Source organism: Neisseria sp. P0001.S005 (genome assembly GCF_051963715.1).
Genome location: NZ_JBQCTZ010000086.1, coordinates 1 through 14635, shown reverse-complemented (window position 1 = coordinate 14635; position 14635 = coordinate 1). Strand labels below are relative to the sequence as shown.

The following is a 14635-nucleotide window of genomic DNA, read 5'->3' as shown; positions in this document are numbered from 1 at the left end:
TTCAGCTCATCGTTGCGGCTAGTTGTTTTGATATCTGAAATACCCATTGCACTATTGCCTAATAAGCCTGTCAAATGCACCTGCCTATTCCCCTTAGCTTCATTGACAGTAATTTTAAAATTCTGAATATCTTCCAACTTAATTTCATCAGTGAAAAAGCAGCCGGATAATATCAAGCCTGTTACTCCCAGCATCATTACCCTCATTTTCATAATAATTCCCTGTTCGATTTAGTAATCTCAAAACTGACAGTTTCAGTATTTTCAGACGGCCTTTTCCTAACCTTTCTACTTAACCATCACCCTTTCTTTCAAAGTCTTCAATACGTTCTTCACTGTATTAATCCGCACTTCGATATTTTCCATCTCTGCGGTAAATCGCAGCTTATCCGCGCCGACAAGGCGGTATTTTTTGTCGTTCTGAATCAGCAGGATGATTTCGGTTGGATCGACATTATTGTTTTTGCCAAAGGTTACCGTTACCGCTTCGCTGGTCGCATCAATGGCATCGATACCCAGTTCTTTTGCCGCAAGCCGTAAGTGGTGGCTTTCGATGAGGGTTTTGACGGGTTGTTCGGGCAGGCCGAAGCGGTCGACGAGCTCTTCGTGTATCGCGTTGATTTGCTGCACGGTTTCGCAGACGGCGAGGCGTTTGTAGAGGACGAGCCGTTCGTGGATGTCGGGGCAGTAGTCTTCAGGCAATAATGCCGGGCTGTGCAGTTTGATTTCGGTGGTGATGCCCAGCGGTGCGTCGAGGTCGGGCTGGCGGCCTTTTTTGAGGTCGCGCACGGCTTGTTTGAGCATTTCGGTGTAGAGCGTAAAGCCGACCTGTATCATTTCGCCGGATTGTCCTTCGCCAAGGATTTCGCCTGCGCCGCGGATTTCCAAATCCTGCATGGCGAGGGTGAAACCTGCGCCGAGTTCGTCTGCCGCCGCGATGGCGTCGAGGCGTTTTTCTGCGTCTTTGGTGATGTATTCGGGCGTGAGCAGGTAGGCGTAGGCTTGGTGGTGGCTGCGGCCGACGCGCCCGCGAAGCTGGTGCAGTTGCGCCAGCCCGAATTTGTCGGCGCGGTTGATGATGATGGTGTTGGCGTTGGGGATGTCGATGCCCGTTTCGATGATGGTGGAACAGAGCAACACGTTGAATCTTTGCTGCAAAAAGTCGCGCATGACTTGCTCCAACTCGCGCTCGCGCAGTTGTCCGTGCGCCACGCCGATGCGGGCTTCGGGTAGCAGGGTTTCCAGCCGCTCGCGCATATTCTCAATTGTATCCACTTCGTTGTGCAGGAAAAATACCTGCCCGCCGCGTTTGAGTTCGCGTAACACGGCTTCGCGCACGCTGCCTTCGCTGAAGGGTTTGACAAAGGTTTTGACGGCGAGGCGGCGGCTCGGCGCGGTGGTAATCAGCGAGAAGTCGCGCAGGCCTTCGAGCGCCATGCTGAGGGTGCGCGGAATCGGCGTGGCAGTCATGGTGAGGATATCGACATTGGCGCGCAGGCGTTTGAGCTGCTCTTTTTGGCGCACACCGAAGCGGTGTTCTTCATCGATGATGACCAGCCCTAAGTTTTTGAATTTTATATCGTCCTGAACCAATTTATGCGTGCCGATAACGATATCGACCGTGCCGTCCGCCATGCCTTCCAGTGCGGCTTTGGTGGCTTTGCTGTTGTTGAAACGCGAAAGGCTGGCGACTTTCACGGGGAAATCGGCGAAGCGGTCGGCGAAATTTTGCGCGTGCTGCTCGACCAAAAGCGTGGTCGGGGCGAGTACGGCAACCTGTTTGCCGCCCATCACCGCCACAAACGCGGCGCGCAGCGCGACTTCGGTTTTGCCGAAGCCGACATCGCCACACACGAGGCGGTCCATCGGCTTCGCCTGCGTCAAATCTTTAATCACGGCGGCGATGGCGGCAGCCTGGTCTTCGGTTTCTTCATAGCCGAAGCCGTCGGCAAACGCCTGATAGTCCAACTCGTTGATTTCAAATTTGTGTCCCGATTGTGCGGCGCGCTGGGCGTAGAGATTGAGCAACTCGGCGGCGGTGTCGCGTGCTTTTTCGGCGGCTTTGCGCTTCGCCTTGTTCCACGAGCCGCTGCCGAGCTTGTGCAGGGCGACATTTTCATGCGCCTGGCCGGAGTAGCGGCTGATTAAATGCAGTTGCGAAACAGGCACATAAAGCTGCGCTTCGCCTGCATATTCAAGCAACATCATTTCGTTGGTTTCGCCGCCTAAATCCATCGTTACCAAGCCCATATACCGCCCGATGCCGTGTTCTTCGTGTACGACAGGATCGCCGATGTTGATTTCGGCAAGGTCGCGCAACAGGCCGTCTGAAACGGCGGCGTGTTTCTTGCGGCGGTTGTGGACGCGCGAACGGGCGACGTATTGGTAGAGGTCGGATTCGGTGATGACGGCGATGGCACTTTGAGCAGCAACCGCTTTGCCCTCTCCCCAACCCTCCCCCACGGGGGAGGGGGCAGGCTGCTGTTGGATTTGCCTGTGCAGATCACTTGCGATGGGGTGCAGGCTGCTTTCGGTTTTTAGGTCGTCTGAAACGGCAGCGGCACTTTGTCCCCTCTCCTGTGGGATAGGGTTTGTTGCGGCTGTGGAAAATTCGGTTTGAGCGGCAACTCCCCAACCCTCCCCAACGGGGGAGGGGGCAGGTTGCTGTCGGATTTGCCTGTGCAGGCTATTTTCGACGGGATGCAGGCTGCTTTTAGTTTTCAGGTCGTCTGAAATGGCGGCTGCATTCTGTTCCCTCTCCTGCGGGAGAGGGTTTGTTACGGCTGTGGAAAATTCACTTTGAGCGGTAACTGCTTTGCCCTCTCCCCAACCTTCCTCCACAGGGGAGGGGGTAGGTTGCCGTTGGATTTGCCCGTACAGAGTACTTTCGATGGGGAGCAGGCTGCTTTTGGTTTTTAGGTCGTCTGAAATGGCGGCTGCATTCTGTTCCCTCTCCTGTGGGAGAGGGCTAGGGAGAGGGTTTGTTGCGGCTGCGGGAAATTTGGTTTGGTCGGCAACCGTTTTACCTTCTCCCTCGGAAGCGGGAGTAGGTTGTCGTTGGTCCGGAGCGCGCAGCCCACCCAGTTTGAATCCGTATGCCAACGGCGCCACTGTAATCATCAGCGGCTCTTGCGCCGATAAAAAGCCCTGCCAGTCGGACACAGGTTTGGCTTTCAAACCGTTTTGCTGCAAGAAACCGAGCATGGTTTCGCGCCGTCCCAAACTTTCGGCGCACAGCAAAATCCGTCCTTCAAAGGTCGTCTGAAAATCCTTCAATGCCTGCAACGGCTCGTCGGACTGGCGGTTGACGGCAAGGTCGGGCAGGGTGTGTTCCTTGCCGGAAACATCGGGCAGCACTTGTCCGTAGTTTTTCAGACGACCTGCGAACACATCGGCAGAGAGATACAAATGCTGTGGAAGCAAAGGCGGATAGGTTTCGTCGCCCTGCGCCATGGCGTAACGCGATTTGACGTCGCTCCAAAAGCGGTTTGCCTCGGCGTGAACATCGCCCAAAGAGACAAACAGCGCATCTTCGCCGATATAGTCAAACAACGTTTCCAGCTCGTTTTCAAAAAACAGCGGCAGATAGTATTCCACGCCCGCGCCGAAGTGGCCGTTGCTGACGGCTTTGTACACGGCGGCATCGTTTGGATTGCCATCGACTTCCTCGCGGAAGCGGCTGCGGAAGATTTTTTGCGCCTCGCTGTCGGTGGGGAACTCGTGCGCCGGCAGCAGGCGGATTTCGGAAACGGGCGAGATGGTGCGCTGCGTGTCGGTGTCAAACGTTTTAATGCTGTCGATTTCATCGTCGAACAAATCGATGCGGTAAGGCATTTCGCTGCCCATCGGAAACAAATCGACAATCCCGCCGCGTACGGCAAACTCGCCCGCCGCGACAACATGGGAAACATGGTTGTAGCCCGCATCCACCAAATCGGTTTTCAGACGACCTATATCCAAAGTCTGCCCCGTTTTCAGCCAAAACGTGCGCCCCGCCAAAAACGGCACGGGCGGCAGCTTCTGCATCGCCGTGGCAACCGGCACGAACAACACGTCCGCCGCGCCGCTCTTAATCTGCCACAACGCCGATAGTCGCTCCGACACCAAATCCTGATGCGGCGAAAAACGTTCGTAAGGCAGCGTTTCCCAGTCCGGCAGGAACACCGCCGTATCGTGCGGACGGAAAAACCGCCATGCCGTCTGAAGGCGCAACGCCTGTTCCGCATCTTGGGTCAGCACGACTTTGAGCCGCTTATGCGGCAGATAACGCGCCAAAGCCAGCGGCAGCGAGCCTTGCGAAAGATTGAGCCAACGGGATTTTTCACGGGGTTTGGGAATCGGATAAGTCATGACAAAACAGTTTGTAATAAGTAAATACAAGCACCATAGGCCGTCTGAAAAATTTTCAGACGGCCTTTAGCGATCAAATAGATTTTCAATTTTACTGGATACAGGTTTAAAAGAATATAAGGCCTTATATTCAGACGGCCACGCCCGCCAGTTTTCCAATAAACCCGGTTATCACCAATGCCGCAACGCCCCACAGGCACACGCGCAAAACGGCGGGAACGACAGGCGCGCCGCCGAGTTTGGCGGAGACATAGCCCAGTCCTGCCAGTCCGCACAAAGTGGAAACTGCCAAGGCCGGAACAATGGTGGTAGAAGCCGTCAACGCGACCAGTAAAGGCAAAATTGCGCCGGCACAAAATGAAGCGGCAGAAGCCAGCCCGGCCTGCATGGGTTGGGCGGCAGAGGTTTCGGTAATGCCGATTTCGTCACGCGCGTGGGCGGCGAGTGCATCGTGTTCCATCAAGGCTTTAGCCACCTCTGCGGCAAGCGGGTCGGACAAACCACGGCGGCGGTAAATTTCAGTCAGCTCTTCCAACTCCGCATCAGGATTATTTGCCAATTCGTAGCGTTCTTTGTGCAAATCGGCTTTTTCCGTATCCGATTGGCTGGACACTGAAACATACTCTCCCGCCGCCATTGACACCGCGCCCCCGATAAGCGCCGAAACGCCCGTCAACAGCAGGGTTTGAAAATCTGGCGCGGCTGCGGCTACGCCCGTCAACAGCGAGGCAGTGGAAATCAGGCCGTCATTGGCACCCAATACGCTTGCCCGAAGCCAGTTGTTGCGGTCGCTGAAATGGCGTTCGCTGTGGTATGAATACATATATGCTCCGATAAATTGGCTGTTTTCAGATGATGATAACATTGTATTGTTTTTTGAATTCAATGTCAGTTTATCCCTTCAAATCAAGCATTCTTAAATCTTTCTGCTGCCATTTCAAACCATAAAAACCAACACTCCTCTTTAGATTTTTTCAGACGGCCTTAACGCTTTTACAAGCAAATTTATTGTTCCAAGTCATGGCATTATCACAAGGCAGTTTTGTGCTGCTTGGTTTATCTGCTTAAAGATGCTATCTTTATGAATCTTTCCACTCCTCAATCCATTGAAAGGATGTATCATGGCTGAAGAAAACAAAATCAAAGTAAACGATTTGCCTGAAGATAAAAAAGAGCAAACCGAAGAAACCGAACTGCCCGTTATCAATAACGAAGAAAAACGCGGCGGTCACAGCGAAGGCGGTTGCTGCGGCGCATGCGGCGGCTAATCTTCCCAACCAAAGCCTCCGAGGCCGTCTGAAAAGTAAGACTCTTCAGACGGCCTTTTCCTTTCTAAACACTTACAGGTAAATCAATGAAAGGATGCAGGAGAAGAATTTAAACCCAACCGCGTTTGTGCTACATTCACATCTTTACAAACCACAACAATCTGCCCCGCAGACACACAAGGAAGAAAAAAATGTTTTGGTATATCGTCGGCTTTTTCGCCATTATCGTTTCCCTACTCGCCCTCTGGGTCAATGCCAGCGCGTTCGGTATGCAGGAAGACGGCACGCCGCAATCCGAATACGAAAAAATGTTGGGTCTGGGCGCAAAACTGAAAGACAAAGATACAGTTGCTAAGGAACGCGAAGCGGCGCGCTTTCATCCTGACGATTAAGTCTTATTAACTGGACAATCTTGCCGAACTGGGCTAATGTTCCAAACGCATAATGCACACCAACACAACTATACGAGAAGGTAAGAGAAATGACTGTACGAATCGAACACGATTTATTGGGCGACCGCGAGATCCCTGCTGAAGTATATTGGGGCATCCATACTTTGCGCGCCATTGAAAACTTTAAAATTTCCACACAAAAAATTTCCGACGTACCGCAATTTGTCCGCAGCATGGTCATGGTTAAAAAAGCCACTGCACAAGCCAACGGCGCATTGGGTGCCATCAAGCCGGAAATCGCGGCCGCCATCGAAAAAGCCTGCGATGAAGTATTGGTCAAAGGCCGCTGCCTCGACCAATTCCCGTCCGACGTTTATCAAGGCGGCGCCGGTACTTCGGTCAACATGAATACTAACGAAGTCATTGCCAACCTCGCATTGGAAGTCTTGGGACACGAAAAAGGCCACTACGACATCGTCAATCCGATGGACCATGTCAACGCCAGCCAATCCACCAACGACGCCTACCCTACCGGCTTCCGCCTTGCCGTGTATTACAACATCGGCGAATTGCTCGACAAACTGGCCGTCCTGAAAAACGCTTTTGCCGCCAAAGCCGAAGAATTTAAAGACGTTTTGAAAATGGGCCGCACCCAGCTTCAAGATGCCGTGCCGATGACTGCCGGCCAAGAATTCCAATCTTTCCAAGTGTTGTTGGAAGAAGAAATCCTCAACCTCGACCGCACCCGCTCCCTGCTGCTTGAAGTCAACCTCGGCGCCACCGCCATCGGTACGGGCGTGAATACGCCTAAAGGCTATGCGGCTTTGGTCGTTGAGAAACTCTCCGAAGTCAGCGGCCTGCCTTGCAAACTGACTGAAAACCTGATCGAAGCGACCTCCGACTGCGGCGCATATGTGATGGTACACGGCGCATTGAAACGCACAGCCGTCAAACTGTCCAAAATCTGTAACGACTTGCGCCTGCTCTCTTCCGGTCCGCGCGCCGGTTTGAAAGAAATCAACCTGCCTGAATTGCAGGCCGGTTCTTCCATCATGCCTGCCAAAGTCAATCCCGTGATTCCCGAAGTCGTCAACCAAGTCTGCTTCAAAGTCATCGGCAACGACACCACCATCACTTTCGCAGCCGAAGCAGGTCAACTGCAACTGAACGTTATGGAGCCGGTAATCGCCCAATGTATGTTTGAAACCATTTCCCTCTTAGGCAACGCCGCGGTCAACCTGTCCGACAAATGCGTCAAAGGCATTACGGTCAACCGCGAAATCTGCGAACACTACGTCTTCAACTCCATCGGTTTGGTCACTTATCTGAACCCATACATCGGCCACCGCAATGGCGACTTGGTTGGCAAAATCTGCGCCCAAACCGGCAAAGGCGTACGCGAAGTCGTACTGGAGCGCGGTCTGTTGAGCGAAGAAGAACTCAACCGCATCCTCTCCCCGGAAAACCTGATGAATCCTCATCTGTAATCAGGATTTGAAATCAAAGGCCGTCTGAAACTTTAACGTTTAAAGTTTCAGACGGCCTTTTCGTATTGATATGGATATTTATCGAATTTTTTTGCGAAATTCAGAATTAAAAGATAGCCTGACCGTCAGGTTTGATTTAACATGGTGTTGCCCCAGCCTGTTTCCTCCTTAAGGTTATGCTGGTAATAATGCCTCAAAAGGAACCGGATATTGGAATAACATCTTCATTTATTAGGAAAACCAGATGAATCAAATTACACGCGAACAAATGCTGCAAGTATTCGAAAATCGCTGCTCCACCCGTTATTACGATCCCAACAAAAAAATCAGCCAAGAAGATTTTGCAGCGATTTTAGAATTTGCCCGCCTCTCCCCAAGCTCTGTCGGCTCTGAGCCATGGAAATTCTTGGTGATTCAAAACAAAGCCCTGCGTGAGAAAATCAAGCCTTTCAGCTGGGGGATGCAATTCCAACTGGACGACTGCAGCCATCTGGTGATTATCCTTGCCAAAAAAAATGCCCGTTACGATACCCCGTTCTTCCGCAGTGTTGTCGAACGCAAGGGCCTGCAAGGAGAGCAGCTGGAAAAAGCGTTGGCAAAATACAAACGCTTCCAAGAAACCGACATTAAAATTGCCGACGACCAACGCGCACTCTTCGACTGGAGCGGCAAGCAGACCTATATTGCTTTGGCCAATATGCTCACAGGCGCAGCCGCCATCGGCATCGATTCCTGCCCAATCGAAGGCTTCAACTACGATAAAATGAACGAAGTATTGGCAGCAGAAGGCCTGTTTGATGCCAACGAATGGGGCGTATCCGTAGCGGCAACATTCGGCTATCGTGCCAAAGAAATCACCAAAAAATCACGCAAACCGATTGAAGAAATGGTAACTTGGGTCGAATAAGCAGTTTGTATTCTCAGGGCGGCAAATGCTGCCCTTTTACTTTTCTAAAAAAGTGAGGCAAATTCCGTAACAACAAATGCTTCTAAATTTAAACTCAAAAAGGCCGTCTGAAACCATGTGTCAGAAATCCTAGATTTCATTTCACACCGTTTCAGACGGCCTTATTTGATACGCTTCTACTTAAAACGATACTTTCAAACTGCCGTAGAAGGCACGGCCATGCTCGTTGTACGTTTGTGCGCCGGCAGTTGTGCGGTACAGTTTTTTGTCAAACAGATTGCTGACACCGCCACGGACGGCTACGCGTTTGTTCCAGTTGTAGCCTGCATTGATGCCCCAGATGCCGTAAGAGCCGACTTGAGTTTGGCTGTGTTCGGAAGACAACGCTGCCACGCCTGCACGAGGATTACCTTTTTGCTCCAAATGGTTGACTGCCACGCTGCGCGGCTTGGTGCGACCGTAGTGGGTAAAGGTCAGGTTGGCATCAAAGCGTTCGTTCGGCGTCCAAGACAGTGTGCTGTTGATGGTGTGTTTTGGCACCAAAGACAATGGATTGCCTTGATAATCTTCGGATTTGTGCATGTAAGTGAAATTGTTGCTCCACTTGAGTGTGTCATGCAACGGAATCACCAAGTTGCCTTCGATACCCGAAATAGTCGCTTTCGGCGTATTTTCCCATTGCAGGAGCCAGTTGCCGATATTGCTGGTGGCAATAAGCTGGTCGCCAATTACGATTTTATTGCGGTACGCATTATGGAAATAAGTCGCGGAAGCCTGCCAGCCGTTTTTGTTGAACTCAAGACCAATCTCTTTATTGATACTGGTTTCAGGTTTCAAATTGTTGTTGCCCATGTAATAGCAACGGACGCTGTTCGGCGCATTGAGCGGGCAACCCTGACCGCGTGTGTACAGGATAAAGTCAGGATTGGTTTGATACAGGTTTGGCGCTTTGTACGCACGGGCAACACCGCCTTTGACCAACCAGTTTTCGCCGATTTGATGCGAGAAGTTCAAAGCCGGACTCCAGTTGCTACCGCTGTCGCTGTTGTGGTCGAAACGGATGGCCGGAATCAGATGGGTTTTGTCGGTCAATGAAATATTGTCTTCAACGTATGCCGCCCAGTTGCGTTGCGATGCCTTACCGCCGCGCGTTGCGGAGATACCGTTAAACGCATCGGTTTTGCCTTGGTCTTTAAATCCCTGAGTATTGGAGGCAGGATCGTCCAATTTGCTGTCAGTAAATTCCGCACCGACCGTCAATACATTATCGACACCAAGTTTGAACGGAATATTCGCTTCGCTGCTGAAGCGCAGGTTTTTCAGACGGCTTTGAACAAAATCCAAGCCTGTATAGCTGCCTTCCGGACCACCGGCCAAACCTTCAGGCAAGTGGCTGTTAATTGTGCGCTCATAACTGATCACGTTTTTGGTATCGCCCCATTCCCATGCGCCATCATGCGTTAAGGAATAAGCAGAACGGTATAAGCGGGCAGTTTCGGCTTTGCTGTCGGCCAAAGAATTAACCAAAGCGGAACGCGGATTGCTGTTTTGCGTATCGCCGTTGTAGATATTGCCCTGACGGCTGTAACTGCTGTCTAAAATCAGCGTTTGCGCTGGGCTGATTTTCCATTGCAGACGGCCTGCAATGTCTTTATTGCGTACGCCTTCGACACCGGCCGCGCTGTCATTGCCGTGTCCGGCATTAATATCGGCAGCATCTGCATCTGTTTTATTCAGGTTGCCGTAAATGCGGAAGCCCAAAGTATCTTGAATGATTGGACCGCTCAAATTGAAGCCGATACGGCGGGTTGCGCCCTCTTTGCTGTCTTGCGGCTGATTGGCGTAAAGATTGACTTGGCCTTTAAATTCTTTAGACACTTTTTTGGTGACAATATTGACCACGCCGCCCATCGCGCCGGAGCCGTAACGTGTTGCTGCCGGACCGCGCAAGACGGTAATGGATTCAATCTCTTCAACCGGCACCCAGTTACTGTCACCACGCGTATTGCGTTCACCGCGCATACTGATACGCTCGGACTGGCGCGAATTAACCGGCTTGCCGTCAATCAAAATCAAAGTGTTTTCAGGACCCATACCGCGCAAGTCAATTTGGCGTTTGTTGCCACGCTGACCTGTTGCCGTATTGCCGGTCAGGTTGACACCTGGCATGGTGCGGACAAATTCGGAAATATCATTGGCTGCAGGGCGTTTGTCGATATCGTCTTTAGAAATACGCGATACGCCGAGCGACTGTTGCAACTGCTTCTCGGCAGTAACGTAAACGGTATCGACTTCAGCCTGCTCAACGGCTTTCTCTTCAGCTGCGTGTGAGAATGCACTAATTAACGCCAAAGGCAAAATGGCGAGTGTGAATGTTTTCATTGCATCGTTTCTCTTGGTTTTGTTTGTTTAAAATTAAAATGAAAATCGTTTTGAATTTTAAATAAAATTAACAAAGTTTTCAATGCAATTAAGAGTGATTTACAATTAATATTTAAATTTTGTTAATAGAATTAACAAAATACCAAACAACTAAAAAGGCCGTCTGAAACAGCATGAAACGAAATCCGAGATTTCCATCATACCGTTCAGACGGCCTTATTCAATTTTTAATTATTTGCCTGCTGCTTTTTGCAGAATAGCATACAATTCGTCTTTGAGTTTGAGTTTGGCTTTTTTCAGCTCTTCAATCTCTTCGGCACCGCTGGTAACAGGATTGTTAACCAAACCGGTGATTTTATCGTCCAGCTCATTGTGCTCGTCAAACAAACGGGCAAAGTGTGCATCCTCTTGTTTCAGTTTAGAAATCAAATCGCGATATTCTGGAAACATTTTGTTTTCCTCTCCTGTTAATTAAATAAAAAAGTACTGCGGTCAAAAACTAGGACGAATCAATCTTTAGCTTCATTATAACAAACACGGGCGTTTTATCCAGTCTTTTTTAAGTCGAAACTGTTTTACATCAAAATTAATAATATCAACATAAGTTAGCGCCAAAATAGAAAGAAACGGCTTTATAGACGGCTTGCCGACTTGGGCATACAATCGGACTTATGCGTTTACATAATGGCCGAACCACCCTATTCCGTCATATCAACGGCATGGACGGACAATTTATCCTGCTTGAGAACCATCCTTCATGGATGCCGATCAATGATGCCGATTTCAACCATGCCGCGCCCCTGCCCGACGGTTTGGCCGTACACGAAGAATCGTTTTATCCATTTGAAAAAATAGATGCCGCCGAATCGGCAGACAATATCAAAATCTTCAGCGAAGAAGCCCTACGGCTGGAGAAAGAACGATTAAATGCGGTAGCCCTGGTAGAACTGGCAAAAAATCTTAAAGCCGCTCAAGCGGAAGCCGATTTAGCCGCGCTTCTGGAAAAAATGGATTTTCATTTAAAACAAGATGATATTTTCAAATAAACCCTTCAATCTCAGGCCGTCTGAAACCAAACACCTGACACAATTGTTGACAATGCAAGAAAAATAGTTCATCTTGAACCAATCCGCAGCACTCCATCCTATATTTTCAGCCCATCACAAAGGAATCGAGAACATGTTTTCAAAAAGCGTTACCCTCGCACAATATGACCCCGATTTGGCAGCAGCCATCGCCCAAGAAGACAAGCGCCAGCAAGACCACGTCGAGCTGATCGCCTCTGAAAACTACGTCAGCTGTGCCGTTATGGAAGCCCAAGGTTCGCAATTGACCAACAAATATGCTGAAGGCTATCCTGGCAAACGCTACTACGGCGGCTGTGAATACGTTGATATTGTCGAACAATTGGCGATTGACCGCGCTAAAGAGTTGTTTGGCGCAGAATATGTCAACGTCCAACCGCACTCCGGCTCGCAAGCCAACCAAGCCGTGTACGCTTCCGTTTTGAAACCGGGCGACACCATTTTGGGTATGTCTCTGGCACACGGCGGCCACTTGACCCACGGCGCAAGCGTTAACATCTCCGGCAAACTCTACAACGCCATTACTTATGGTTTGGATGAAAACGAAGTTCTCGATTATGCCGAAGTGGAACGCTTGGCTCTTGAACACAAACCCAAAATGATTGTGGCCGGTGCATCTGCCTACGCGTTGCAAATCGACTGGGCAAAATTCCGCGAAATCGCCGATAAAGTCGGCGCATACCTCTTTGTCGACATGGCACACTATGCCGGCCTGATTGCCGGCGGCGAATATCCTAACCCCGTGCCATTCTGCGACTTCGTCACCACCACCACCCACAAAACTCTGCGCGGTCCTCGCGGCGGTGTAATTTTGTGCCGTGACAATACCCACGAAAAAGCGCTGAACTCTGCCATCTTCCCAAGCCTGCAAGGCGGCCCGTTGATGCACGTTATTGCCGCCAAAGCCGTAGCGTTTAAAGAAGCGTTGCAACCTGAGTTCAAAGAATACGCAAAACAAGTGAAAATCAATGCTGCCGCCATGGCGGAAGAGTTGGTCAAACGCGGTTTGCGCATCGTTTCCGGCCGTACCGAAAGCCACGTTTTCCTCGTTGACCTGCAACCGATGAAAATCACCGGTAAAGCCGCCGAAGCCGCTTTGGGCAAAGCTCACATTACCGTCAACAAAAACGCTATTCCGAATGATCCGGAAAAACCATTCGTGACTTCCGGCATCCGCATCGGCTCTGCTGCCATGACCACTCGTGGTTTTGACGAAGCCTACGCACGCGTATTGGCGAACTTGGTTGCCGATGTCTTGGCAAACCCTGAAGACGAAGCTAACCTCGCAAAAGTCCGCGAACAAGTGACTGCTTTGTGCAATAAATATCCGGTTTACGGCGCATAAGCATTTTCGACTTGAATAAAATATCAGGCCGTCTGAATGTTCAGACGGCCTTTTTTTATTTCAACTTTTCTTTTAAATTTCAAAACTGTTTGCTTCGCTGACTTTGCGTATCATGCCTGCCGCGACAGTATGGTTGGTGGCTTCGTCAATCAGAATAAACGCGCCTTGTGCATGGTTGTCTTCGTATGCGGCAGCGGCGAGTTTTGAAACTGATACTACCGATGTCGTTGAGCTTGAGCGTTTCGGCGGATTCGGCAGCGCGGTTAAGTTTGTCTACTTCTCGTGATTTCTCAAACTGAGTGCTACTTTAAACAGGCCGTCTGAAAATGGGAAAGAATGTTTGGTTGTTAAAAAAGCTGTTTTCGTTATATCGCAAAGCTATGGGATATTACCTCACGCCATCCGTTTTCTCCGTGTCGCCAACCAACACACAATCGATCCTAAGCACACCATTCCAGCCCCCTTCCAAAATGTCATGGACAAAGGCGCGCTAATCAAAAACGAGGACACTACCGCAGACAACACTGGAATGAAATAAGATGCGCCTGCCAATACTGTCAGGTTGCCGCGCGAAATACCGATATTCCACACCGCATAGCCTAAACCCATACAAGCTGCCGCGGCAACGGCATAGCCGATCGATACGGCATCAAAATTCAACGTATTCGCGCCGCTGAGAAAGTATTCGATCCACAACAGTATCGACACCAGCGCAAAGAAGAAGCCAACGCTGCTGCCCTCTGCTTTCACACGCGCCGTCAGCGTGCAATATGCCGCCCAAAGCACGGCATCTACAAATGCCATGATATAGCCGCCGGGATTGGTGCGGACATTGTGGTAGATGCCGGAAACCGACAAGCCGACATCGCCCCCCAGTACGGTGGCAATTCCTAAAAACGACAGCACAAAGCCGATGACTATCCACCATTTTGACGGCTGTTTGTTGAAATATACCGCCCCGACGATGGTAAACGTCGGCCACAAATAATTCACCATGCCGATTTCCACCGCCTGTCTTGCGTTTTGCGCGAAACCGACCGACAGCGACAAACATAATTCGCAGCCGACAAAAAACACGCTCGCCCAAAACAAATAGCTGCGGTTGTAATTGCGCAAATGCGGCCGGCCGAAAATCAGCCAAATCAATACGGTGGACAAGGTGTACATCATTGCCGCGCCACCCACTGCCCCCATATGCAGGCTCAAAGAGCGTATCAGGGAAATGACGAAGCTCCACAAGGCAACAGCAAGCAGCCCGATGGCAGTGGCTTGTTTGGATGAAATATTTTGAGATAAGAAATGAATCATGGCGTATGTGCTGAAGATGGTTTTATTAGGTTTATCTGTAGAAACTAGTAGCGTTGTTTACAGTATTTCCAGGAGAATACTGAAACATGAACATGCACAAAAACACCCGTCT

12 protein-coding genes and 1 pseudogene are annotated in these 14635 nt (G+C 50.4%); 6 read left to right on the top strand and 7 right to left on the bottom strand.

Going from position 1 to position 14635, the window contains the following annotated elements:
* From ACTHSP_RS11410 to ACTHSP_RS11400, 3 genes and pseudogenes are all read right to left on the bottom strand, one after another.
* Positions 1–212: pseudogene (locus tag ACTHSP_RS11410) on the bottom strand (hypothetical protein); the annotation flags it as partial.
* A gap of 75 nt (positions 213–287) precedes the next feature.
* Positions 288–4349, bottom strand: a complete 4062-nt coding sequence (gene mfd / locus ACTHSP_RS11405) for a transcription-repair coupling factor (RefSeq protein WP_440346121.1) — start codon at positions 4347–4349, stop codon at positions 288–290.
* Between the two features lie 130 nt (positions 4350–4479).
* The gene (locus ACTHSP_RS11400) at positions 4480–5172 is read right to left on the bottom strand and encodes a VIT1/CCC1 transporter family protein (RefSeq protein WP_440346120.1); all 693 of its coding nucleotides are present in this window, start codon (positions 5170–5172) and stop codon (positions 4480–4482) included.
* Positions 5173–5470: 298 nt separating this feature from the next.
* Between ACTHSP_RS11400 and ACTHSP_RS11395 the strand changes: the two genes are divergently transcribed.
* The 4 genes from ACTHSP_RS11395 to ACTHSP_RS11380 all read left to right on the top strand — a co-directional run bounded on the left by ACTHSP_RS11395 (position 5471) and on the right by ACTHSP_RS11380 (position 8403).
* Positions 5471–5617, top strand: a complete 147-nt coding sequence (locus tag ACTHSP_RS11395) for a hypothetical protein (protein ID WP_003685706.1) — start codon at positions 5471–5473, stop codon at positions 5615–5617.
* A gap of 191 nt (positions 5618–5808) precedes the next feature.
* Positions 5809–6009: a hypothetical protein gene (locus tag ACTHSP_RS11390; protein ID WP_003685538.1), complete on the top strand. Its 201-nt coding sequence runs from the start codon at positions 5809–5811 to the stop codon at positions 6007–6009.
* Positions 6010–6098: 89 nt separating this feature from the next.
* Positions 6099–7496 (top strand): aspartate ammonia-lyase, encoded by a 1398-nt coding sequence (gene aspA, locus ACTHSP_RS11385; protein ID WP_049328984.1) that lies wholly within the window; start codon positions 6099–6101, stop codon positions 7494–7496.
* A gap of 244 nt (positions 7497–7740) precedes the next feature.
* Positions 7741–8403, top strand: coding sequence for an NAD(P)H-dependent oxidoreductase (locus ACTHSP_RS11380; RefSeq protein WP_049328985.1), 663 nt, complete (start codon positions 7741–7743; stop codon positions 8401–8403).
* Between the two features lie 180 nt (positions 8404–8583).
* On the opposite strand, the gene ACTHSP_RS11375 is transcribed toward ACTHSP_RS11380, so the two are convergent.
* Together ACTHSP_RS11375 and ACTHSP_RS11370 are read right to left on the bottom strand one after the other, a co-directional pair.
* Positions 8584–10785 (bottom strand): FepA family TonB-dependent siderophore receptor, encoded by a 2202-nt coding sequence (locus ACTHSP_RS11375; protein WP_440346119.1) that lies wholly within the window; start codon positions 10783–10785, stop codon positions 8584–8586.
* A 231-nt stretch (positions 10786–11016) separates the two neighbouring features.
* A complete protein-coding gene (locus tag ACTHSP_RS11370; RefSeq protein WP_049328987.1) occupies positions 11017–11235 on the bottom strand; it encodes a YdcH family protein in 219 nt (72 codons plus the stop codon).
* A gap of 221 nt (positions 11236–11456) precedes the next feature.
* Here ACTHSP_RS11370 and ACTHSP_RS11365 point away from each other — a divergent pair, with 221 nt between their 5' ends.
* Both ACTHSP_RS11365 and glyA read left to right on the top strand, forming a co-directional pair.
* Positions 11457–11831, top strand: coding sequence for a hypothetical protein (locus ACTHSP_RS11365; RefSeq protein WP_049328988.1), 375 nt, complete (start codon positions 11457–11459; stop codon positions 11829–11831).
* A gap of 133 nt (positions 11832–11964) precedes the next feature.
* Positions 11965–13215 (top strand): serine hydroxymethyltransferase, encoded by a 1251-nt coding sequence (gene glyA / locus ACTHSP_RS11360; RefSeq protein ID WP_440346118.1) that lies wholly within the window; start codon positions 11965–11967, stop codon positions 13213–13215.
* Positions 13216–13287: 72 nt separating this feature from the next.
* Here the strand turns inward: glyA and ACTHSP_RS11355 are convergent, their stop codons facing one another.
* The gene (locus ACTHSP_RS11355) at positions 13288–13473 is read right to left on the bottom strand and encodes an elongation factor 1-alpha C-terminal domain-related protein (RefSeq protein ID WP_371464709.1); all 186 of its coding nucleotides are present in this window, start codon (positions 13471–13473) and stop codon (positions 13288–13290) included.
* A 135-nt stretch (positions 13474–13608) separates the two neighbouring features.
* Positions 13609–14523 (bottom strand): aromatic amino acid DMT transporter YddG, encoded by a 915-nt coding sequence (gene yddG, locus ACTHSP_RS11350; protein ID WP_049351285.1) that lies wholly within the window; start codon positions 14521–14523, stop codon positions 13609–13611.
* Between the last annotated feature and the right edge of the window lie 112 nt (positions 14524–14635).